The organism is Mesorhizobium sp. 131-2-1, assembly GCF_016756535.1.
Lineage (GTDB): Bacteria > Pseudomonadota > Alphaproteobacteria > Rhizobiales > Rhizobiaceae > Mesorhizobium.
In genome coordinates, this window is sequence record NZ_AP023247.1 from 3,252,358 (window position 1) to 3,273,300 (window position 20,943).

Annotated in this window: 21 protein-coding genes; 14 read left to right on the forward strand and 7 right to left on the reverse strand. The window is 64.5% G+C overall.

The window, feature by feature from the left end:
* Positions 1-207: 207 nt before the first annotated feature.
* Positions 208-2,043 (reverse strand): class I poly(R)-hydroxyalkanoic acid synthase, encoded by a 1,836-nt coding sequence (phaC, locus tag JG743_RS15585; RefSeq protein WP_202302035.1) that lies wholly within the window; start codon positions 2,041-2,043, stop codon positions 208-210.
* 97 nt (positions 2,044-2,140) lie between these two features.
* Between phaC and JG743_RS15590 the strand changes: the two genes are divergently transcribed.
* The 5 genes from JG743_RS15590 (at position 2,141) to recJ (ending at position 8,231) form a co-directional block, all read left to right on the forward strand.
* Positions 2,141-2,548 carry a hypothetical protein gene (locus JG743_RS15590; RefSeq protein WP_202302037.1) on the forward strand — a complete coding sequence of 136 codons (408 nt, stop codon included), beginning with the start codon at positions 2,141-2,143 and terminating at the stop codon, positions 2,546-2,548.
* Between the two features lie 46 nt (positions 2,549-2,594).
* On the forward strand, positions 2,595-3,812 hold the full coding sequence (locus JG743_RS15595; RefSeq protein ID WP_202302040.1) for an LL-diaminopimelate aminotransferase: 1,218 nt from the start codon (positions 2,595-2,597) through the stop codon (positions 3,810-3,812).
* A 48-nt stretch (positions 3,813-3,860) separates the two neighbouring features.
* Positions 3,861-5,174 carry a homoserine dehydrogenase gene (locus tag JG743_RS15600; RefSeq protein WP_202302042.1) on the forward strand — a complete coding sequence of 438 codons (1,314 nt, stop codon included), beginning with the start codon at positions 3,861-3,863 and terminating at the stop codon, positions 5,172-5,174.
* A 223-nt stretch (positions 5,175-5,397) separates the two neighbouring features.
* A complete protein-coding gene (gene glpX, locus JG743_RS15605) occupies positions 5,398-6,381 on the forward strand; it encodes a class II fructose-bisphosphatase (protein WP_202302044.1) in 984 nt (327 codons plus the stop codon).
* A 65-nt stretch (positions 6,382-6,446) separates the two neighbouring features.
* On the forward strand, positions 6,447-8,231 hold the full coding sequence (gene recJ, locus JG743_RS15610; RefSeq protein ID WP_202302046.1) for a single-stranded-DNA-specific exonuclease RecJ: 1,785 nt from the start codon (positions 6,447-6,449) through the stop codon (positions 8,229-8,231).
* A 21-nt stretch (positions 8,232-8,252) separates the two neighbouring features.
* Here the strand turns inward: recJ and JG743_RS15615 are convergent, their stop codons facing one another.
* The 3 genes from JG743_RS15615 to folE all read right to left on the reverse strand — a co-directional run bounded on the left by JG743_RS15615 (position 8,253) and on the right by folE (position 10,441).
* On the reverse strand, positions 8,253-9,224 hold the full coding sequence (locus JG743_RS15615; RefSeq protein ID WP_202302650.1) for a patatin family protein: 972 nt from the start codon (positions 9,222-9,224) through the stop codon (positions 8,253-8,255).
* 85 nt (positions 9,225-9,309) lie between these two features.
* The gene (hisI, locus tag JG743_RS15620) at positions 9,310-9,768 is read right to left on the reverse strand and encodes a phosphoribosyl-AMP cyclohydrolase (protein ID WP_202302048.1); all 459 of its coding nucleotides are present in this window, start codon (positions 9,766-9,768) and stop codon (positions 9,310-9,312) included.
* Positions 9,769-9,805: 37 nt separating this feature from the next.
* Positions 9,806-10,441 carry a GTP cyclohydrolase I FolE gene (gene folE / locus JG743_RS15625; protein ID WP_202302050.1) on the reverse strand — a complete coding sequence of 212 codons (636 nt, stop codon included), beginning with the start codon at positions 10,439-10,441 and terminating at the stop codon, positions 9,806-9,808.
* 243 nt (positions 10,442-10,684) lie between these two features.
* Between folE and JG743_RS15630 the strand changes: the two genes are divergently transcribed.
* Positions 10,685-11,131: an iron-sulfur cluster assembly scaffold protein gene (locus JG743_RS15630; protein WP_202302052.1), complete on the forward strand. Its 447-nt coding sequence runs from the start codon at positions 10,685-10,687 to the stop codon at positions 11,129-11,131.
* A 48-nt stretch (positions 11,132-11,179) separates the two neighbouring features.
* On the opposite strand, the gene JG743_RS15635 is transcribed toward JG743_RS15630, so the two are convergent.
* Complete coding sequence (locus tag JG743_RS15635) at positions 11,180-12,100, reverse strand: LysR substrate-binding domain-containing protein (protein ID WP_202302054.1); 921 nt, start codon at positions 12,098-12,100, stop codon at positions 11,180-11,182.
* 91 nt (positions 12,101-12,191) lie between these two features.
* On the opposite strand from JG743_RS15635, the gene JG743_RS15640 reads away from it, so the two are divergent.
* The 3 genes from JG743_RS15640 (at position 12,192) to blaOXA (ending at position 13,768) form a co-directional block, all read left to right on the forward strand.
* Entirely contained in the window at positions 12,192-12,356 is a 165-nt protein-coding gene (locus JG743_RS15640; RefSeq protein ID WP_202302056.1) for a hypothetical protein, read from the forward strand.
* Between the two features lie 76 nt (positions 12,357-12,432).
* A complete protein-coding gene (yidD, locus tag JG743_RS15645) occupies positions 12,433-12,807 on the forward strand; it encodes a membrane protein insertion efficiency factor YidD (RefSeq protein WP_202302058.1) in 375 nt (124 codons plus the stop codon).
* Between the two features lie 142 nt (positions 12,808-12,949).
* The gene (gene blaOXA / locus JG743_RS15650) at positions 12,950-13,768 is read left to right on the forward strand and encodes a class D beta-lactamase (protein ID WP_202302060.1); all 819 of its coding nucleotides are present in this window, start codon (positions 12,950-12,952) and stop codon (positions 13,766-13,768) included.
* Between the two features lie 24 nt (positions 13,769-13,792).
* On the opposite strand, the gene JG743_RS15655 is transcribed toward blaOXA, so the two are convergent.
* On the reverse strand, positions 13,793-14,629 hold the full coding sequence (locus tag JG743_RS15655; protein WP_202302063.1) for an SAM-dependent methyltransferase: 837 nt from the start codon (positions 14,627-14,629) through the stop codon (positions 13,793-13,795).
* Between the two features lie 240 nt (positions 14,630-14,869).
* Here JG743_RS15655 and thrS point away from each other — a divergent pair, with 240 nt between their 5' ends.
* Entirely contained in the window at positions 14,870-16,846 is a 1,977-nt protein-coding gene (gene thrS, locus JG743_RS15660) for a threonine--tRNA ligase (protein WP_202302065.1), read from the forward strand.
* An 84-nt stretch (positions 16,847-16,930) separates the two neighbouring features.
* The gene (locus JG743_RS15665) at positions 16,931-17,869 is read left to right on the forward strand and encodes a lysophospholipid acyltransferase family protein (RefSeq protein ID WP_202302067.1); all 939 of its coding nucleotides are present in this window, start codon (positions 16,931-16,933) and stop codon (positions 17,867-17,869) included.
* A 12-nt stretch (positions 17,870-17,881) separates the two neighbouring features.
* On the opposite strand, the gene JG743_RS15670 is transcribed toward JG743_RS15665, so the two are convergent.
* Positions 17,882-18,847: a hypothetical protein gene (locus JG743_RS15670; protein ID WP_202302068.1), complete on the reverse strand. Its 966-nt coding sequence runs from the start codon at positions 18,845-18,847 to the stop codon at positions 17,882-17,884.
* Between the two features lie 163 nt (positions 18,848-19,010).
* On the opposite strand from JG743_RS15670, the gene JG743_RS15675 reads away from it, so the two are divergent.
* From JG743_RS15675 to JG743_RS15685, 3 genes are read left to right on the forward strand one after another with little or no spacing between them, the layout of a single operon-like run.
* Positions 19,011-19,595: a nitroreductase family protein gene (locus JG743_RS15675; RefSeq protein WP_202302070.1), complete on the forward strand. Its 585-nt coding sequence runs from the start codon at positions 19,011-19,013 to the stop codon at positions 19,593-19,595.
* A 10-nt stretch (positions 19,596-19,605) separates the two neighbouring features.
* Positions 19,606-20,214, forward strand: coding sequence for a flavin reductase family protein (locus JG743_RS15680; RefSeq protein WP_202302072.1), 609 nt, complete (start codon positions 19,606-19,608; stop codon positions 20,212-20,214).
* 45 nt (positions 20,215-20,259) lie between these two features.
* Positions 20,260-20,934 (forward strand): methyltransferase family protein, encoded by a 675-nt coding sequence (locus JG743_RS15685; RefSeq protein ID WP_202302074.1) that lies wholly within the window; start codon positions 20,260-20,262, stop codon positions 20,932-20,934.
* Positions 20,935-20,943 lie beyond the last annotated feature (9 nt).

Here is a 20,943-nt window from a genome sequence, read left to right on the forward strand (position 1 = left end):
TCGGTATCCGGCCGGCTCGTCATAGCCGCAGCGTTCTGCGCCCCTCGCAACGAACCCTCTGTTCCCAAACCGGAAACGGGACCTGTGTCAAATCTGCAAGCCTCGGAAGTAATCGTTTTTTCAAGGCGAATTGCGACTGCCAGATAGTTGACGCCACCATTTCGACCTGTTTTAGCAGGCCGTCAACTCACCAGACATTACAGTCTGTTACACGCGCACCTTGACATAGGTGCCCGGCGCATCCCCCAAGGTTTTCATATGCTTGCCCGGTTTGCGCGCCGGCACGCGGGCGTTGTCCTGGGTTTCGACCCAGTGCTGCCAGTGCGTCCACCAGGAGCCGGGATGCTCCACAGCCGAAGCGAACCACTGGCCGAAGTCGCCCACAGGCTTGCTGCCAGTCCAGTACTGGTACTTGTTCGCGGCCGGCGGATTGACGACGCCGGCGATGTGGCCGGAGCCGGCCATCACATATTCGACGCTGCCGCCGAAATAGCGCGAGCCGACAAACACCGAGAGCGCCGGCGCGATGTGATCCTCCTTGGTCGCCAGGTTGTAGACGGGGATCTTGATGTCGCCTAGCGAGACGGTGCGGCCGGCAAGCTCCATCGTGCCGCGCGACAGATTGTTCTCGAGATAGCAGTTGCGCAGGTAGAAGGAATGGTTGGCCGCCGCCATGCGGGTCGAATCGGCGTTCCAGTACAGGAGGTCGAAGGGCAGGGGATCCTTGCCGCGCATGTAGTTGTTGATGACATAGGGCCAGATCAGGTCGCCCGAGCGCAGCATGTTGAAGGCGGTCGCCATCTTGGTGCCGTCGAGATAGCCCTTCTCGTTCATCGAGCGCTCGACCGCCGCGACCTGGTCCTCGTCGACGAACACTTTCAGGTCGCCGGCATGGATGAAGTCGACCTGCGTGGTGAAGAAGGTGGCCGATCTGATGCGGTCGTCGCCTTCCTGCGCCAGCAGCGCCAGCGCAGCCGCCAGCAGCGTGCCGCCGACGCAGTAGCCGATGGCGTTGACTTCTTTCTCGCCGGTCGCCTTCTCGACCATGTCGAGGCCGTATTGCAGGCCTTCGCGGATGTAGGCTTCCCAACCCTTGGAACCGTGGCGCTCGTCCGGATTGATCCAGGAGATGACGAAGACGGTGTGGCCTTGCTCGATCGCCCAGCGGATGAAGGATTTCTGCGGGTTGAGATCGAGGATGTAGAACTTGTTGATCCAGGGCGGGCAGATCAGCAAGGGGCGCTTGAGCACGCTCTCGGTCACCGGATCGTACTGGATGATCTCGGCGACGTCGCTGCGGCCGACCACCTTGCCGGGCGTCGTCGCCACGTTCTTGCCGATCTCGAAGGGCGAGTAGTCGGCCTGCCTGAGCTTCAGGTCGCCCTTGCCGGCGGCGATGTCCTCGGCCAGCATCTTCATGCCGCGCACCAGGTTCTCCCCGTTGGAGGCGACGGTCTCGCGAAACAGCTCAGGATTGGTCAGGATGAAGTTCGACGGCGCGATCGCGTTCGACACTTGCTTGACGTAGAAGCTGGCCTTGTGGCGGGTGTGCTCGTCGAGCCCCTCGGCATGCTCGACCAGGTCGCCCGCCCAGCGCGAGGTGACGAGATAGGCCTGCTTGAGGAAATCGAAGAAGGCGTTGCGGCCCCATTCCGGGTCCTGGAAGCGCTTGTCACCGCGTTCGGGCTTGACGGCGTCGTCAGGCGCCTCGGCATTCGGGCTGACGCGCTGGATGGCGTTTGCCCACACCGTCATGTAGCCGGCGAAGAGCCGCGTCTGCGCTTCAAGCGCGCGCTGCGGGTCGGAGAGCCAGTATTCGCTGAGCTTGGAGAAGGTCTTGACCATGTCGACCACTGGCTCGGCGACATGGTCGCGCACCTCGCCCTTCTCGCGCGGCTCGGCCCAGGCCGACGCCGCCTTGCCGGCCTGCTCGATCATGCGTGCCATGTTCAACGCGAAGCGTTCCGGGTCCTTGACCAGATATTGCTCGACCGTCGAAGGTCCGCCATCTTCCGCTTTGTCCGAATCGGGCGCTTTGGACATGGTTCGCGGGGTTCCTCCCGGGGCGTTTTCTTGACATATTATCATGGGACATCTGACCGGGTCCAACACGCTCTAACCCGGCTGCCAGGAAAACAATATGACGATTAATATTGGCAAGACGGTTTTTTCGACCAGTGCAGGCATTTGCCGCATGGCCACGGCGATGGCCTTGCTGTCGGCCAGCCTGGTCGTGGGCGGCTGCTCCACCAGCAACACCGCCAACACGGCGCCGGTCGCCGGGGTCGAAGGGCCGAAGGACACCGGTTCCTATCCGAACCTCAACATTCCGCCGCAGGTGGCCGCCAAGCAGCTCACCAAGGAGGAGACGGACGCCAAACTCGCGCAGCTGAAGGGCGAGCAGCAGGCGCAGCTTTCCAAGGGCGGCGGCGGAGGCCAGACGGCAAGCCCGGCGTCGCTGAATTCGCTGGCGAAGAACCACGGCGACCAGGCGCTGAAGCAGATCGAGGCCAAATGCGATCCCGCCCTCGACCCTAGCTGCAATTAGGGATATATCGCGCGCCGAAACCACCTTTTGAATGTCTGGAACTGACATGGAAGAATTTCACAAGGTCCGCCGGCTTCCGCCTTACGTGTTCGAGCAGGTCAACCGGCTGAAGGCCAGCGCTCGCTCGCGGGGCGCCGATATCATCGATCTCGGCATGGGCAATCCGGACCTGCCGACGCCGAAGGCCATCGTCGACAAATTGTGCGAGGTGGTGCGCGATCCGCGCACGCATCGCTACTCCTCCTCGCGCGGCATTCCGGGCCTGCGCCGCGCCCAGGCCAACTACTATCAGCGCCGCTTCGGCGTGAAGCTCAATCCCGACACGCAGGTCGTGGCCACGCTCGGCTCGAAGGAAGGCTTCGCCAACATGGCGCAGGCGATCACCGCGCCGGGCGACGTGATCCTGTGCCCGAACCCGACCTATCCGATCCACGCCTTCGGTTTCATCATGTCGGGCGGCGTCATCCGCTCGCTGCAGGTCGAGCCGGATGACGGTTTCATCCCGGCGGTCGAGCGCGGCATCCGCCATTCGATCCCGAAGCCGCTGGCGCTGATCCTCAACTATCCGTCGAACCCGACGGCGCTGGTCGCCTCGCTCGATTTCTACAAGGACGTCGTCGCCTTCGCCAAGAAGAACGACATCATCATCCTGTCGGACCTCGCCTATTCGGAGATCTATTTCGACGGCAATCCGCCGCCCTCGGTGCTGCAGGTGCCGGGCGCGATCGACGTCTGCGTCGAGTTCACCTCGATGTCGAAGACCTTCTCGATGCCGGGCTGGCGCATGGGCTTCGCCGTCGGCAACGAGCGGCTGATCTCGGCGCTGACGCGCGTCAAATCCTATCTCGACTACGGTGCCTTCACGCCGATCCAGGTGGCGGCGGCGCATGCGCTCAACGGCGATGGCGCCGACATCGCCGAGGTGCGCGAGGTCTACCACAAGCGCCGCGACGTGATGGTCGATTCCTTCAGCCGCGCCGGCTGGACCATCCCGGCGCCGGCGGCCTCGATGTTCGCCTGGGCGCCGATCCCGGAACAGTTCCGTCATCTCGGCTCGCTCGAATTCTCCAAGCTCTTGATCGAGCATGCGGACGTGGCGGTGGCGCCGGGCGTCGGCTTTGGCGAGCATGGCGACGATCACGTGCGCATCGCGCTGGTCGAGAACGAGCACCGCATCCGTCAGGCTGCCCGCAACATCAAGCGCTTCCTGGCGTCCAGCGCCAAGCAGCCGAACAATGTGGTGCCGCTCTCCGCGCACCGTTGAGTTTGCCTGACATCACATCGATCGAATTCTTGAGGGGCGTCGCCGGACATGGCTGAAGCGTTGCGTGTTGGAATTGCCGGCCTCGGCACGGTCGGCGCCTCGGTGGCGCGCGTGCTGCGCGACAAGGCGGCGGAACTCACCCGCCAGTGCGGCCGCGACATCGTGGTTGCCGCCGTCTCCGCCCGCGATCCGAGGCGCGACCGCGGCGTCGATCTCGGCAAGGCTGAATGGTTCGACGATGCCGTCAAGATGGCCGAGAAGGCCGACATCGATGTCTTCGTCGAACTGATCGGCGGCGACGAGGGACCCGCGCGGGCCTCGGTGAAAGCGGCCCTCGAGGCCGGCCGCCATGTGGTGACCGCCAACAAGGCGCTGCTGGCCAAGCATGGCGTGCAACTGGCCGAGATCGCCGAGAAGAAGGGTGTTCTTCTGAACTATGAGGCCGCTGTTGCCGGCGGCATCCCCGTCATCAAGACGATGCGCGAGGCGATGGCCGGCAATTCGGTCACCAGGGTCTTCGGCATTCTCAACGGCACCTGCAACTACATCCTGACCCGCATGGAAGCCGAAGGCATCACCTTCGACGCCTGCCTGAAGGACGCGCAAAGGCTCGGCTATGCCGAGGCCGATCCGACCTTCGACATCGAGGGTCACGACACGGCGCACAAGCTGTCGATCCTGACCAGCCTCGCCTTCGGCACGAAGATCGCCGCCAACGACATCTATATGGAGGGCATCTCCAACATCAGCCAGGCCGACATCCGCGCCGCCGGCGACCTCGGCTACCGCATCAAGCTGCTCGGCGTCGCCCAGCGCACCGAGAGCGGCATCGAGCAGCGCGTGCATCCGACCATGGTGCCGACCGCCTCGGTCATCGCGCAGGTGCATGGCGTCACCAACGCGGTGGCGATCGAGACCGACATCCTTGGCGAACTTCTGCTTTCCGGCCCAGGTGCGGGCGGCAACGCCACCGCTTCGGCGGTGATCGGCGACATCGCCGACATCGCCAAGAGCCGGCCGGGCTTCCAGCACGGACCGGTCTTCGGCCGCCCGGCGAAAGAACTGAGGCCTTACAAGCGGGCGCAGATGCGCAGCCATGCCGGCGGCTATTTCATCCGGCTCACCGTGCATGACCGCATCGGCGTCTTCGCCGCGATCGCCAAGCGCATGGCCGACAACGACATCTCGCTGGAATCGATCGTCCAGCAGGCCGCCGGTCCGGAAACCGACGCGCAGAAGACAGTTATCCTCGTCACCCACGAGACGACGGAAGCAGCGGTGCGCAAGGCCGTCGAGGGCATCACCAAGGATGGCCACCTGACCGACAAGCCGCAGGTGATCCGCATCGAACGGGCGGAATAGTCCGAGCCAAATTCGCCTTCAATCGATTGATATTGCTGGGATTTCAAAAAATCGCCGGCCAAGTCTTGCCGTTGTCACGGAGCTTTGACACAAGAAACGCGCCTCTGCGGGAGGCGGGAGCAATGCCAGGAAAGTGCGCAGCGGTTTTCCTGCCGAATTGCTCAAAACAAGTGTTAGAGCGGCTCAAAATACGACCGCTCGCGTCAACGAGGATTTCCCATAGATGAACGTGGCCCAGAACATTGTCGCCGGCCTCGACCGGATACTCACCATGGAACTGGTGCGCGTCACCGAGCGGGCCGCGGTGGCGGCTGCCAGGCTGCGCGGGCGGGGCGACGAGAAAGCGGCCGACCAGGTCGCGGTCGACGCCATGCGCCAGGAACTCAACCGGCTCGCCATCAAGGGCACGGTGGTGATCGGCGAGGGCGAGCGCGACGAGGCGCCGATGCTCTACATCGGCGAGGAGGTCGGCACCGGCAAAGGCCCGGCGGTCGATATCGCGCTCGATCCGCTCGAAGGCACGACGATCTGCGCCAAGAACCTGCCCAATGCGCTTGCCGTCATCGCCATCGCGGAGAAAGGCAGCCTGCTGTTCGCGCCCGACGTCTACATGGACAAGATCGCCATCGGGCCGGGCTATGCCGACGGCGTCATCGACATCGACGCGACGCCGGCTGAAAACATCGCCAGCCTGGCCAAGGCCAAGGGTGTCGCGGTGTCCGACATCACCGCCTGCATCCTCGACCGACCGCGCCACGCAAAACTGATCGACGCGGTGCGTGCGACGGGTGCGGCGATCCGGCTGATCGGCGATGGCGATGTCGCCGGCGTCATCCACACCACGGACGCGGAAGAGACCGGCATCGACATCTATCTCGGCACCGGCGGTGCTCCGGAAGGCGTGTTGGCGGCGGCGGCGTTGCGCTGCACCGGCGGCCAGATGCAGGGGCGGCTGATCCTCGATACGCCGGAGAAAGTGGCGCGCGCGGCCAAGATGGGCATTGCCGATCCGAAGCGGGTCTACCAGGCAAAGGACATGGCGCGCGGCGACGTGCTGTTTGCGGCAACCGGCGTCACCGACGGCAACCTGCTCGACGGCGTCAAGTTCGGCCGCACCTACATCACCACGCACACCATCGTGCTGCGCTCGTCGTCGCGCACGGTGCGCGAGATCAAGGCGCGGCACCAGGACCTGGAAAAGTTTTGATTCCGTTCCGACTGGCCGTCGCATATTAGTATCGGCACTATGAAAATATGCGGGCGGCGCGTCGCATGACGGGCGAAAGACGGCTTTTCCTGGATGTCAGGCAATCGGCGACCGGTGTCTCCTGGGAGCACCGGCTGACCGAACGGCAGGACATGACGGCGCTTGCCATCGCCCAGGGCCATGGCGTGCCCGACATCGTGGCAAGGGTGCTGGCCGGGCGCGGCGTCAGCGCCGAGCAGACCGAGCGCTTCCTCGACCCGACGATCCGCGACTTGCTGCCGAACCCGGCCTCGCTCACCGATATGGACAGGGCCGCGGCGCGCCTCGCCGAAGCAATCGTTGCCAAGGAGAAGGTGGCGATCTTCGGCGACTACGATGTCGACGGCGCGGCGTCGTCGGCGCTGCTCAAGCGTTTCCTTGCGCATTTCTCGGTGCCGTCGGAAATCTACATACCCGACCGTATCTTCGAGGGGTATGGCCCCAATCCGGAAGCCATGCGCGACCTCATCTCGCGCGGCGCCAAGCTCATCGTCACCGTCGACTGCGGCACCAACAGCGCCACCTCGATCGACGCGGCGAAGCAGGCCGGCGCCGATGTCGTGGTGCTCGACCATCATCAGGTCGGGGGTCCGCTGCCGGCGGCGGACGCGGTGGTCAATCCCAACCGCGAGGACGATCTTTCGGGGCAGGGACATCTTTGCGCCGCCGGCGTCGTCTTCCTCTGCCTGGTGCAGACGGCGAAGATCCTGCGAAGCCGGCTGCCGGAGGCTGCGCCGCCGGACCTTTTGTCGCTGCTCGACCTCGTGGCGCTGGCCACCGTCTGCGACGTGGTGCCGCTCACCGGCGTCAACCGCGCCTTCGTGGTCAAGGGGCTGCAGGTGGTGCGCCAGCAGAAGAATGAGGGGCTGGCAGCCCTTGCCCGAGTCTCGCGCATCGGCGAGCCGATCAGCACCTTTCATCTCGCCTATCTGATCGGGCCGCGCATCAATGCCGGCGGGCGCATCGGCGATGCCGCGCTCGGCAGCCGCCTGCTTGCCACCGACGACCCGGTCGAGGCCGGCACGATCGCCGAGACGCTCGATCGGCTGAACCAGGAGCGCCAGCAGATGGAGCTGGAGATGCTGGCCGAGGCGCGCACCGAGGCCGACGCCGAGCTTGCCGGCGGCAATGGCCCGGCCATCGTCGTCACCGCCAGCACCACCTGGCATCCGGGCATCGTCGGCCTGCTCGCCTCGCGTCTCAAGGACCACGCGCGCCGGCCGGCCTTCGCCATCGCCTTCAACGCCAACGGCGTCGGCACCGGCTCGGGGCGCTCGGTGTCGGGATTCGATCTCGGACGGCTGGTGCGCGAGGCGGCCAATGCCGGGCTGATCGTCAAGGGCGGCGGACATGGCATGGCGGCCGGCATCACGGTGGAACGATCGAGACTGGGCGAGCTGCGGGCCTTCTTCGAGGAGCGCGCGGCGGCCGACGTGTTCCGGCTGCAGGACGAGGAGAGCCTGGCGATCGATGGCGCGCTCGCCGCCGAGGGCGCGACACTCTCCTTGCTCGACGCGCTGGAAAAGGCCGGCCCGTTCGGCGCCGGCCATGTCGCGCCGGTGTTCGCGCTGCCGCGCCACCGGCTGGCCGATGCGCGGCCGGTCGGCACCAACCACATCCGCGCCGAGCTGCAGTCGCAAAGCGGCGGCCGCATCCAGGCGATTGCCTTCCGCGCCGTCGATACCGCGCTCGGCGAATTCCTGTTCAGGAACCGTGGCAAGACGGTGCATATCGCCGGCTCGCTGTCCGGCAATTACTGGAACGGCAACCGCACGGTGCAGTTCCGCATCACCGACGCGGCACTGGCCTGAAAACCTGGCTGTTGCTTGAGATCAGGCCAGAACGGTCTGCAGGCGGGTCAGTTCGCTGATCTGCGCCATCGTCGCCTGGTAGCCAAGGCGGATCGCCTCGTCGGCGCGATGGAATTCGGTCAGGCCGATATGGCTGAGCTTGGGCTGCAGCGACATATCGGGCGGGTCGCCGGCGAGCCTGGCGCGCGAGATCCGGTCCTGGATAATGTTGAAGGCTTCGACCATGACGCCGGTGATGCCAAGCCGCGTCTGGTGCGACTGGTGCGCAGTCTCGGCCCGGCCGGTTCCTTGCACGTCCTTCTCGATGACCAGTTCACCGGCGCTGTGCTTGATGACGGCGGCGCGGCCGAACAGGTCATAGTGGAGGTTGACCGCCACGACCAGCGGCTGCTCATAGGCGCGGCAAACCGAAACCGGCACCGGATTGACCAGCGCGCCGTCGACGAGAATACGGCCATTGCAGGTCACCGGCTCAAACACGCCGGGCAGCGCGTAGGAAGCGCGCATGGCGGTGATCAGCGAGCCGCTCGACAGCCAGATCTCATGACCGGTGCGGATTTCCGATGTCACGGCGACGAAGGGTTTCGGCAGGTCCTCGAAGCGGATACCGGCCATATGCTCGCGCAGGCGCTGATCGAGCTTCATGCCGCCGAACAGGCCGCTGCCGCGCAGGTTGAGATCGAGCAGGCCGAAGATGCGACGCTTGGTCAGGCTGCGGGCGAATTCTTCCAGCTCGTCCAGCTTGCCGGCCAGGTAGCAGCCGCCAACCAACGCGCCGATCGAGGTGCCGGCGATCATCGACACTTCGATGCCGGCCTCGTCGAGCGCGCGCAGCACGCCGATATGAGCCCAGCCGCGCGCGCAGCCACCGCCGAGCGCCAGCGAAATACCAGTCTTCTTGCCAGGCTTCTGATCGGATGCGCCGCCGGACGAGGAGGGGCCGTTGGCCTCTCGAACGTCTGGTCTGCCACGTAATGACGCCCATTCGAGCATCATGATCTCCCCTTATCCCACATCCCTTCTACAGTAAGGATGTTTGAGAATAGTGAATATTAGTGGTTTGTGAATATTGAATGGTTCACACCGGCTTCCGATACGTCCGTTCCGCATCGAACAGCGGCCTACTGCCATCGTCGGCAAGCGCTGCTTTGCCGTCGATCAGCCCCACCGTCCGATAAAAGCAGGAACGTCGACCGGTGTGACAGGTTGCGTCGTGGCCCAACACTTTGACGCGCAACCATATCGAATCCTGGTCACAATCCGTGAGCATCTCGACGACGGTCTGGACGTTGCCCGAGGTCTCGCCCTTCTTCCACAGCGCGTTGCGCGAGCGCGACCAGTAGTGGGCGATGCCGGTCTCCAGCGTCAGTGCCAGAGCCTCGGCATTCATGTGCGCCACCATCAGCAGCTTGCCGTCCTCAGCGTCGGTGACGACCGCGGTGACAAGGCCGGCCGCATCGAAGCGCGGGGAGAAGGCCGTGCCTTCCTCCAGCGCTTTCTTGTCCGAGGGGGCTTTGGGGAATTCCAGTGCCGACATCGCCGGTCCTTAGTTTGAATCGGCCGACGAGGGCACCTCAGGCCCCGCTGCCGCGCACCATGGTGACGAAGCGGACTTGCTCCTCGGGCGTGTCCTTGAAGACGCCGGTGAAGGTCGAGGTCAGCGTGGTGGAGCCTTGCTTGCGGATGCCACGCATGGCCATGCACATATGCTCGGCCTCGATCATGACGGCGACGCCGCGCGGGTTGAGCACGTCCTGGATGACGCCGGCGATCTGCGCCGTCATGGCCTCCTGGGTCTGCAGGCGGTGGGCGAAAATGTCGACGACGCGCGCGATCTTGGAGAGACCGACGACCTTGCCGTCGGGCAGGTAGCCGACATGCGCCTTGCCGATGATCGGCACCATGTGGTGTTCGCAATGCGAGTGGAAGGTAATGTCCTTGACCAGCACGAGGTCGTCATAGCCGGCGACTTCCTCGAAGGTGCGGCCAAGCTCGTCGGCCGGGCACATGTCGTAGCCGTTGAACATCTCGCGGAACGCCTTGGTGACGCGCTTCGGCGTGTCGATCAGGCCCTCGCGGTCCGGATTGTCGCCGGTCCAGCGCAGCAGCGTGCGCACGGCCGCCTCGACTTCCGCTTCGCTCGGCCGGTCGGTGACGGGCTTTTCCATATAGGCGGCGGGGGGCATGAATTTCTTGATGACGGCATCCATAAAGGCGTCTCCCGTAGTCCCTCTCTCAGGAGGAACGAGTTGAACGGACCACGACCTTTCGGGTGTTAGAAACTCGCCCGGTTTCCAGCCCGTAAGCGGCGTGAACTGATTTGGGCAAAGGAAGCGGCTTTTGGGTCGCCTTGTCGATGCCCGACTGCCAGCATTATATATGGTCGTGCCGAGCGAATGAAAGACGCAACAGCGGCAATCGCTGTTCGTTGGGCGGCGACAGATTGGAAAAATATGATCGACGACGTCTACAATGCGAAAATCCTGGGCTTCGCCGGAAACATCGCGCGGATCGGCCGGCTCGATCAGCCCGATGCGACGGCACGCGCGCATTCCAAGCTGTGCGGCTCGACCGTGACCGTCGATCTCAAAATGGACGGCGACGTCGTCACCGATTTCGCGCATGACGTGAAGGCCTGCGCGCTCGGCCAGGCCTCGTCCTCGATCATGGCCCAGAATGTCGTCGGCGCCAGGGCGGACGAGTTGCGCGCCGTGCGCGAGACCATGCTGAAGATGCTGAAGGAAAACGGCGCACCGCCGGAGGGCCGCTTTGCCGACCTCAAATATCTGGAGCCGGTGCGCGATTACAAGGCGCGCCATGCCTCGACCATGCTGACCTTCGATGCGGTGGTCGACGCCATCGGCCAGATCGAGAGGAAGCGCGCCGGGCAGGCGGCTTAGGAGCCGCTCTATTTCTTTGGTTTGCGCAATTCCGGACGGAAAACCGTTTCACACTTTTCCTGGAATTGCTTTTGTCTCCGGGCCGGCCCCCAGCTCCTCGACAAGCCAGTCCGAAAAGGCTTTTGCCGGCCAGCTGAGACGCTGGAAGTCGGGGGCGACAAGCCAATATGCGCCAAACGGCACTTCCATCTTGAAAGGACGCACAAGCAGGCCTGCCCGAAGGTCGGCGCCGTTCAATATGCGGTCGCCCAGGGCGACCCCGTGCCCGAGTTTCGCCGCCTGCATGGCAAGCGCCGCATCGGTAAAGAGTGGCCCCCTCTGCTGAGCGAGGTCTGGAAGGTCCATCGCCTGAAACCATCTCGCCCAGCCGTCGCGATTGTAGTCATGCAGCAGCGTGTAGTGCTGCAGGTCGGCGGGCGTTGCCAACGGCGCGCCCGATGCGAGCAGGCTGGAAGCCAGGACCGGCGTCACCAGTACGTCAACCAGATGCCTCGCCTGCGTGCGTGGCCAGGAGCGGGCACTGGCTCCATAGCGGATTGCAAGCTCCGCTTCGTTGCCGCGAAACTCCACGAGGCGGGAATCGGCGTCGACCGAAATGTCGATCTGGGGATATTGCTGCCTGAACGAATTGAGGCGCTGGATCAGAAATTCGCCGGCAAAGGATGGCTCGACGCTGACCCGCAGCGGGCTCTGGGCCGGTTTGCTGACGATCTGCGAAAGACGACGATCGATATCGTCAAAGCTGGCTGTCAGTTGACTGAGCAGGGCCTGTCCCGTCTCCGTCAACTCAACCTTGCGATGGAGCCGTTCGAACAGCGGCTTGCCGATCAGGGCTTCGAGTTCCCTGATCTGCCGGCTGACGGCGGCTTGCGAGACGAAAAGCTCTTCGGCGGCGCGGCTGAAGCTCAGCTGACGTCCGGCCGCCTCGAAGCTTCTCAGCGCCGTCAATGGCAGCCGTCCGCGCTTCATTCGCATAATCTCTAGTTATCCGGGGTTGAAATTATACTCGTTTGAAGGCTGGCGCCAGCGGCCGTCTAATCGACGCCGAAGGAGATCTGCCATGCGAGAACTTCTGGATATCTTCGGTGATGTGATGCGGATCGTGACGTTTCAATGGCGCGGTGAAGGGGTGCGGCACGCCGCTCATCGCGAGGACGGGCCGACACGCCAGGCCCGCTGGTCGCCTGCGGTCGAGCGGCATGCCTTTCGACGTTCAAGACCCTGACGCGGAAAAGCAAGGGATTGCGTTCTTCAGTCAAGGCTCACATCTATCGTCAGGGAAGCGCGATGCGGAGATTGCGGTGCACGACCACCATGGGCATGCGCACGACGCCGGGCCGATCCGGCGCGGGCGCAACTGGCCGGGGCCCTGGCGCAAGACGCCGGGCCGCGTGCTTGGCACGTCGCTTGTCCGCTTCTATCAACTGACGCTATCCGGCTTCGTCGGCAATTCCTGCCGGCACCTGCCGACCTGCTCCGAATACGCACACGAGGCGATCGCCCGCCACGGCCTGTGGGCCGGGGGCTGGATGGGGCTGTTCCGGGTGCTGCGCTGCGGCCCGTTCGGAACGCACGGCATCGACCTCGTGCCCGAGACGCTCGCCCAGCGCTACGTCTGGTTCATGCCGTGGCGCTACCGGCGGATCGGCAGGAAGCGCGGCGATCCCGAAGCCTGAGCGCTAACCTCGGAGCGACCAAACTTTCCTTAACGATTTGGTTAGGTTAACCGCATGTTGCTGTGGGCTCGCGCATTTAAGTCAAAATCGAGACAAGAGGCCTCGCTAAATCGCTCCTGCACCCTTCAGGAGAGAGACTGCCATGCGCCAGATTGACCGCCTTCCCTTCGTCTTTGCCATCGTTCTCTTCCTGCTTGCCTGGCTGCTCGGGTTCCCGATGCGGGCACAGTCCGCGCCGCTTGGCGATGTCGAATGCACGCTGATCCAGGATGCCGCGAGCGGCGCCACGCTCTATCGCGAGGGCGTCTGCGACCAGCGCTTCAGCCCGGCCTCGACCTTCAAGGTGCCGCTTGCGCTGATCGGCTATGACGCCGGCATCCTCGCCGACGAGCACACGCCGAGCTGGGACTACAGGACCGAGTTCAACGCCGTGAAGCGCGATCAGAAGAAAGTCGATCCGACGATCTGGGAGCGGGATTCGATCCTCTGGTATTCCCGCGAAGTCACCCGCCATCTCGGTGCTGAACGCTTTGCCGGCTACGTGTCTAATTTCGACTACGGCAACATGGATGTCTCCGGCAATGCCGGCAAGAATGACGGCCTCACCCATTCCTGGGTGAATTCCTCGCTGGAGATATCGCCCATCGAGCAGACTGCCTTCTTGCGCCGGTTGCTTGCCGGCAAGATGCCGGTTTCGGCCAAGGCGCATCAGATGGCGGAAGCGATCATCCGGAGCTTCCAGGCCGGCGGCTGGGCGGTGCAGGGCAAGACCGGCAGCACGAGGCTGGGCAGTGGCGGCAAGGACAAACGCTCGCTCGGCTGGTTCGTCGGCTGGGCTGAGAAGGGCGGCCGTCAGATCGTGTTCGCCCGGCTCGTCGTCGATACGAAGCGGACCGAACTGCCCAAAGGTCCGGCGACGCGGGCGGCGTTCCTAAAGGAACTGCCCCGATTGGTCGACTAGCCCCCGAGCCGGTTCACGGATTGCTCAGGCCGTTCGACGCGCCCTGATGATGTGGCCGCCGGAATTGCCCGTCTTTGCCTTCGGCTGTCCGGACAAGCGGACGGCGATATCGCCGCTCTCGAGATCCTCGATCTCGTCAAACCCGAGTTCGCAGAGGGATTTCGCCAGTTCGCCGGGAACGAAGAAGCTGATCCACGGTTCGCCGACGGCCGCGACGCGCGCCGCGTAGAATGCCAGGGCCGCCTGTCCGGCCGCATCGCGGCTGCCAGCCGGTTCGGCATAGTCGAAGACGACCTCGGAGCCCGGGCTGCCGGCGATATAGGACAGCGTGCCGAAGATCGCCTCCTGCGTCAGGTAAGGCACCACCCCCAGCCAGACGAAAAAGCTCGGCTCGGCCGTTCTCAAACCGGCCGAGGCCAGTTCATCGGACAGCCCCTGCCGTTCGAAATTGACCGGAACGAATGTGGTGGCGGCTGGCTCCGCGAGGCCGGCGTCGGCGAGGAGCCGCCGCTTCCAGGCTTGCGTTGCCGGGTGGTCGACCTCGAACACGGCGACGCCTGGATGCGGGTTGCGCAGCGAAAACGTGTCGAGGCCGGCACCGAGTACCACGACCTGACGGACGCCGCGACGCACAGCCGCCGCCAGCCAGTCCTCGGCAAAGCGGGCACGCGCCGCAACGAACAGGCGCATGCGCCGGCTGTGCTCGTCCTCCAGCTCGATTTCTTCCGCGGCGGGCGCCGCTTCGCCCAGAATCGCGATCGCATAGGGATCACGAAACAGGCCCGCTTGCGCTGAAAACTGATGCAGTGCCCTCAGGCGGGCGACGCGCAGGGCGGTCCGGCTGGGGGTGGCATCTTCCATGCCGCCATTCGAGACGATGGGCGAGGGCCGCGCAAGCCGTCGCGGACCGATGCGATGTTTTCTGCGCACAATTCCTGACGATCCTGGCGGTGACGGCTCTTTACCTGATGCCGCGCTGCCTCTAAAACCCGCCGGCCGCCGGACGCATCCGGCTTCTTGCGCATGCTCCAAACCACTGCACTTTGGGCGACATGCATTTCACCACCCGCGCTCGTTTGCGGGACTGGATAGGAGATATCTATGCTGAATTCCGTTTCCCTGACATTTCCCGATGGCTCCGTCCGCGATTACGACGCGGCGATGACCGGTGCCGGCCTTGCCGAATCGATCTCGAAATCGCTGGCCAAGAAGGCTGTCGCCTATGCCATCGACGGCACCCTTCGCGACCTTTCCGATCCGCTGGGCAAGTCCGGCAAGCTCGAGATCATCACCCGCGAGGATCCGCGCGCGCTGGAACTGATCCGCCACGATGCCGCGCACGTGCTGGCCGAAGCCGTGCAGGAATTGTGGCCGGGAACGCAGGTGACCATCGGGCCGGTGATCGAGAACGGTTTCTACTACGACTTCGCCCGCAACGAACCGTTCACGCCCGACGATTTCCCGGTGATCGAGAAGAAGATGCGCGAGATCATCCAGCGCAACAAGCCGTTCACCAAGGAAGTCTGGCCGCGCGAGAAGGCGAAAAAGGTGTTTGCCGACAAGGGCGAGCGCTACAAGCTGGAACTGATCGACGCCATTCCCGAGGACCAGGACCTCAAGATCTACGCGCAGGGCGACTGGTTCGACCTCTGCCGCGGCCCGCACATGGCCTCGACCGGGCAGATCGGCAATGCCTTCAAGCTGATGAAGGTGGCTGGCGCCTATTGGCGCGGTGACTCGAACAACCCGATGCTGACGCGCATCTACGGCACCGCCTGGGCCGACCAGGCGCAGCTCGAGGCCTACCAGACGATGCTGGAAGAGGCCGAGAAGCGCGATCACCGCAAGCTCGGCCGCGAGATGGACCTGTTCCATTTCCAGGAAGAGGGTCCCGGTGTCGTCTTCTGGCACGCCAAGGGCTGGAAGATGTTCCAGAACCTGGTCAACTACATGCGCCGGCGCCTCGACGAGCAGGGCTATCAGGAAGTGAACGCGCCGCAGGTGCTGGACAAGAGCCTTTGGGAGACATCAGGCCACTGGGGCTGGTATCGCGACGCCATGTTCAAGGTGACGGTCGCCGGCGACGATACCGACGACGACCGGGTGTTCGCGCTGAAGCCGATGAACTGCCCCGGCCACGTGCAGATATTCAAGCATGGGTTGAAGTCCTATCGCGATCTGCCCGTGAAGCTTGCGGAATTTGGCAATGTGCACCGTTACGAACCTTCGGGGGCGCTGCACGGGCTGATGCGCGTGCGTGGCTTCACGCAGGACGATGCGCATATCTTCTGCACCGAGGAGCAGCTTGCGTCCGAGTGCCTGCGCATCAACGACCTGATCCTGTCGACCTATGCCGACTTCGGCTTCGACGAGATCAGCGTGAAGCTGTCGACACGGCCGGACAAGCGGGTCGGCACCGATGAGGCCTGGGACCATGCCGAGGAGATCATGAGCGGCGTGCTGGAGACTATCCGCGCACGGTCAGGCAATCGCATCAGAACCTCGATCAACCCGGGCGAGGGTGCCTTCTATGGCCCGAAATTCGAGTATGTGCTGAAGGACGCCATCGGCCGCGAATGGCAGTGCGGTACCACCCAGGTCGACTTCAACCTGCCTGAGCGTTTCGGCGCCTTCTATATCGGTTCGGATTCCGAAAAGAAGCAGCCGGTGATGGTGCACCGCGCCATCTGCGGCTCGATGGAGCGTTTCCTCGGCATCCTGATCGAGAACTATTCCGGCCATTTCCCGCTGTGGTTCGCGCCGCTGCAGGTGGTGGTCGCGACGATCACATCCGATGCCGACGACTATGCGAATGAGGTGGTGGCCAAGCTCAAGGCCGCCGGACTTCTGGCGGAAGCGGATCTGCGCAACGAGAAGATCAACTACAAGGTCCGCGAGCATTCGCTGGCCAAGGTCCCGGTCATCCTCGTGTGCGGCAAACGCGAAGCCGAGGAGCAGACGGTCAACATTCGTCGGTTGGGGTCGCGCGACCAGGAGTCGCTCGGTCTTGCCCAGGCGATCGCACAATTGAGCGAAGAAGCGACAACGCCGGACCGCAGGCGCAAACGCGCTGCCTGATCTGTACCTGCCCGACGACATGGCGGTGGAGCGATCCACCGCCATTTTCACATGCCTGTCACGCCAAAGCTGTAACGAGCCGCCATGCTCAAGCTGAAACTGCGGGAAAGAGCGTTTCCCGAGCTTTCCTACGCCAATCCGCATCAGCCGGCGCTGACGCGCTGGTTCATCCATTCCGTCGAGGGCCTGTCAGGCCGCGACCGTTTTGCCGCGCTCTACGATTTCTGGCGGCGCCAGGTGGCGCCGAGCGGCGAGCGTGTGTTCAGCCGCATGCTGGAGCTCATCGACGTCAAGGTCCGGAACGCCGCTCCATGGCCGCCGGCGAAGCTGCCGGACACGCCGCTGGTGATCGTCGCCAACCATCCTTTCGGCATCGGCGACGGCATCGCCGTGCTGTCGCTGGCCGAGCAGCTCGGGCGGCCGTTCCGCGTCATGATCCACAAGGATCTGCTTAGGATCCGCGAGATGGAACCCTATTCGCTGCCGATCGATTTCTCCGAAACCAAGGAGGCGGTGAAGAACAACCTGGCGGTGCGCCATGAGGCGGTGCGGCTGTTGAAGGAAGGCGTCACCATCGTCGTCTTCCCGGCCGGCGGCGTCGCCACCGCGCCGAAAGGATTTGGCCGGGCGCGCGACCTGCCGTGGAAGATATTTCCGGCCCGCCTGATCCAGGACGCCAGGGCTTCGGTCATTCCGATGCATTTTTCCGGCCAGAACGGCCGGCTGTTCCATCTTGTCAGTGGCCCGATGAACATGGCCGAGCGCGAGGGCCGGGTGGCGAAGTTCGTCGGCAAGGCGTCGCTGACGCTGCGCACCTCGCTGCTCATCCGCGAATTCGCGCGGCTGTCCGGCAAGGCCATCGACGTTCGCGTCGGCGATATTCTGGCCTGGAACGAGCTGGAGCCGCTGCGCGACCGCAAGGCGCTGCTCGACCGGCTCCATCGCGGGGTCTTCGACTTGGCGCCGGCCACGCCGCGCGGCCGCGCGCAATTCCTGCCGCGCCGCCTGCGCAAGGCGGCCTGATGGACAGGCTTGTCAGTCAGCGCCTTCCTCGGGATCGATCGCCGAAGCCTCGGTGGCCAGCACTTCGATCTCCTGGTTCTGGCCGGCGACGACGGTGAAATCCTTCTGGTAGATGCGGTCGCGGTTCTTGGCGATGATGGTGTAGTCGCCTTCGGCCAGCACCATCGAGGCGAAGGCGCCGACGGTTTCCTTGATCGGGTCGCCGGACTCGTTGAGCAGCGACCAGGAGGTGTCGGCGATCGCCTCGCCGCCGGCCTCGCGCACCAGCTTCATCGTCATCTCGGCCGCGCGATGCTCGACGGTCGCTTCGGTCAGCTTGCCGGCCTCGACGCGGATGTCGGAACGGATGACGGCATTCACCGAACCATAGGTGGAGACGACATGGTAGGTGCCGGAATTGAGCCGCACCACGCTGTTCGGCTCGACGTCGGGGACGATCAGGGCGCGGTCGCCATTGGCCTCGACCTTGTCTTCGTAGATTGAGAAACGCAGCTTCTTCGGCGGTATGTGCACGCCGCCCGACAGCACCGCGTCGAGCTTGAGGCCGCCGGCATCAAGCACCAGGCTTTCGCGCTTGGCCTCCTTGCCGACGGTGATGCGCTTGGTGGCGCCGGCGCGTCCATAGGAGGCATGGACCAGATAGCTGCCGGGCTCCAGTTGGAACACTGCGGTGCCGCCATGGGCGGAGGCCACCATCGGCAGCTTGCCGTCGCTGGTCGGCCCCGGCTTGAAGACCCGCCAGACGATGCCGCGGGTGATGTCGGCGCCCTTGTCGGTCAGTTGCGCCGAGAGCGTGATGGCGCCGCCACCGCCCAGGGCCAGGGATGTGTCGCCTTTCGGCGTCGCGTAGCTCGAAATCCCCGGCAGCTTCAGATTGCTGATGCCGTCGGCGTTCTGCGCAACGGCCGACGAAACCGGCACCAAGAACAGCGCCGCCGCCAGCCAGACCAGGAAAAGACGCAGTGTCCCCTCAAACATGCCTTGCGTTGAAGCCCAAGGCGGTGGCAATTTCAAGGCCTGAGAGTCCCAATCCCGCTCCGCAGGGCTCTTGCCGTCCGGCGCGAGGCGTCATTGCCCGAGCCGCCCGAATTCCCACCGGCGCGCTTCAGCCCAAAACCGAACTTCTAGGAGACTTGCGCCCATGGCGTCGCCGATCATCGACTTCCTGCTGACCCGGACCTCCGCGCCGATCCCGGACCTGAAGGAGCCGGCGCCCAGCGACGCCGAGATCGCAACCCTGATCACCGCCGCCACGCGCGTGCCGGATCACGGCCGGCTCGAGCCCTGGCGCTTCATCCTCTATCGCGGCGAGGCGCGCGTCGAGATCGGCAGGAAGCTGGCGGCTTTGGCCGAACAGCGCGAGGGGCCGCTGCCCGAGGGCCGGCGCAACCAGGAACTGGCTCGGTTCTCGCGCGCGCCGCTGGTGATCGGCGTGGTGTCGGTGCCGAAGGAAAATCCGAAGATCCCGCAATGGGAGATGTTCCTCTCGGGCGGCATGGCGGCTATGAATCTGATGATCGCTGCCAACGCGCTGGGCTATGGCACCAACATGATCAGCAATTGGTATTCCGACGTGCCGGAGGGCAGGGCGATCCTGGGCCTGGCGCCGCAAGAACGCGTCATCGGCTTCGTCCACATCGGCTCCTATCAGGGGCCGGCGCCGGAGCGGCCGCGGCCCGATCCGGCAAAGCTCTACGTCGATTATCAGGGGCCGTGGGCGGGCTAAGAGGGAAAAAATGTTCTACGAACCGGCGAAAGGGCACGGCCTGCCGCACGATCCGTCCAAGGCGATCGTGGCGCCGCGACCGATCGGCTGGATCTCGACCATAGACAAGGAAGGCAAGATCAACCTCGCCCCCTATTCGTTCTTCAACGCCTTTTCGACCAAGCCGTTCATCGTCTGGTTCTCGTCGGAGGGCGAGAAGGACAGCGCCAGCTTCGCCGAAGAGACCGGCGAGTTCGTCGCCAATCTGGTCAGCCGCGATCTGGCGCAGAAGATGAACCGCACCGCGGTCGACGCGCCGCGCGGCGTCAGCGAGTTCGGCTATGCCGATCTCGCCATGGCGCCATCGCGCCTTGTTGCGCCGCCCCGGGTGGCGGAGGCGCCGGCCGCGCTCGAATGCCGGGTGACGGAGATCATCCGGCCGCATGCGCTCGATGGCACGCAGACGAGTGCCGTCGTCGTCGCCGGTGAAGTGGTTGGCGTGCACATCGACGACGCCTACTTGAAGGACGGCATGTTCGACATTGTCAGGGCCGGCAATGTCGCCCGGCTCGGCTACATGGACTACGCCAGCATCGACGAAATCTTCTCGATGCGCCGGCCGCGCTGGGGAAAGGACTAGACAGAGCTCGGGTGACGGCGGCGGGCATATCGCGGAAGGTTGGCCATGATCGCAAGACTGATCCTGCAGACATTCGTGTGGTTCGGCGTCATGGGCGCCGTGCTCTTCCTCTCGGCCGGCACGCTGAACTGGCCAAGCGCCTGGGTGTACCTGGCGGTGATGATCGGGTTCAGCCTGACGCTCGGCGTGGCGCTGGCCCGGCGCGATCCCGGGCTGATGAACGAGCGGCTCAGCCCTCCGATCCAGAAGGACCAGGCCGCAGCCGACAAGGTGCTGCTCTCCATCCTGCTCGTCGCCATCTTTGCGTGGCTGGGTCTGATGGGGCTCGACTTCCGCTACGGCTGGTCGGCGGTTCCTTCATGGCTGCTGGCGATCGGCGGGGTGATCCTGCTGGTCGGTATCTGGATTTGCCACCTGACAATGCTGGAGAACAGCTTCGCGGCGCCCGTGGTGAAGATACAGGGCGAACGCGGACAGCACGTCATTACGACAGGCCCCTACAGCTATGTCCGCCATCCGATGTATGCTGGCGCCATCCTCTACTTTGCCGGTACGGCACTCCTGCTTGGCTCCTGGTGGGGGCTGGCATCGGTGCTCCTTTTCATCGTGCTCCTGGCGATCCGCATCTTTATCGAGGAGAGGACGCTGCGGACCGGGCTGCAGGGTTATGACGACTACGCGGCGAATGTCCGCTACCGGCTGATCCCGCTGGTCTGGTAGCTGAGCGGC

Bases quoted from the DNA above. Each gene is read 5' to 3' on its own strand.
- phaC (WP_202302035.1), bottom strand. From the start codon at position 2,043: ATGTCCAAAGCGCCCGATTCGGACAAAGCGGAAGATGGCGGACCTTCG.
- JG743_RS15590 (WP_202302037.1), top strand. From the start codon at position 2,141: ATGACGATTAATATTGGCAAGACGGTTTTTTCGACCAGTGCAGGCATT.
- JG743_RS15595 (WP_202302040.1), top strand. From the start codon at position 2,595: ATGGAAGAATTTCACAAGGTCCGCCGGCTTCCGCCTTACGTGTTCGAG.
- JG743_RS15600 (WP_202302042.1), top strand. From the start codon at position 3,861: ATGGCTGAAGCGTTGCGTGTTGGAATTGCCGGCCTCGGCACGGTCGGC.
- glpX (WP_202302044.1), top strand. From the start codon at position 5,398: ATGAACGTGGCCCAGAACATTGTCGCCGGCCTCGACCGGATACTCACC.
- recJ (WP_202302046.1), top strand. From the start codon at position 6,447: ATGACGGGCGAAAGACGGCTTTTCCTGGATGTCAGGCAATCGGCGACC.
- JG743_RS15615 (WP_202302650.1), bottom strand. From the start codon at position 9,224: ATGCTCGAATGGGCGTCATTACGTGGCAGACCAGACGTTCGAGAGGCC.
- hisI (WP_202302048.1), bottom strand. From the start codon at position 9,768: ATGTCGGCACTGGAATTCCCCAAAGCCCCCTCGGACAAGAAAGCGCTG.
- folE (WP_202302050.1), bottom strand. From the start codon at position 10,441: ATGGATGCCGTCATCAAGAAATTCATGCCCCCCGCCGCCTATATGGAA.
- JG743_RS15630 (WP_202302052.1), top strand. From the start codon at position 10,685: ATGATCGACGACGTCTACAATGCGAAAATCCTGGGCTTCGCCGGAAAC.
- JG743_RS15635 (WP_202302054.1), bottom strand. From the start codon at position 12,100: ATGAAGCGCGGACGGCTGCCATTGACGGCGCTGAGAAGCTTCGAGGCG.
- JG743_RS15640 (WP_202302056.1), top strand. From the start codon at position 12,192: ATGCGAGAACTTCTGGATATCTTCGGTGATGTGATGCGGATCGTGACG.
- blaOXA (WP_202302060.1), top strand. From the start codon at position 12,950: ATGCGCCAGATTGACCGCCTTCCCTTCGTCTTTGCCATCGTTCTCTTC.
- JG743_RS15655 (WP_202302063.1), bottom strand. From the start codon at position 14,629: ATGGAAGATGCCACCCCCAGCCGGACCGCCCTGCGCGTCGCCCGCCTG.
- thrS (WP_202302065.1), top strand. From the start codon at position 14,870: ATGCTGAATTCCGTTTCCCTGACATTTCCCGATGGCTCCGTCCGCGAT.
- JG743_RS15665 (WP_202302067.1), top strand. From the start codon at position 16,931: ATGCTCAAGCTGAAACTGCGGGAAAGAGCGTTTCCCGAGCTTTCCTAC.
- JG743_RS15670 (WP_202302068.1), bottom strand. From the start codon at position 18,847: ATGTTTGAGGGGACACTGCGTCTTTTCCTGGTCTGGCTGGCGGCGGCG.
- JG743_RS15675 (WP_202302070.1), top strand. From the start codon at position 19,011: ATGGCGTCGCCGATCATCGACTTCCTGCTGACCCGGACCTCCGCGCCG.
- JG743_RS15680 (WP_202302072.1), top strand. From the start codon at position 19,606: ATGTTCTACGAACCGGCGAAAGGGCACGGCCTGCCGCACGATCCGTCC.
- JG743_RS15685 (WP_202302074.1), top strand. From the start codon at position 20,260: ATGATCGCAAGACTGATCCTGCAGACATTCGTGTGGTTCGGCGTCATG.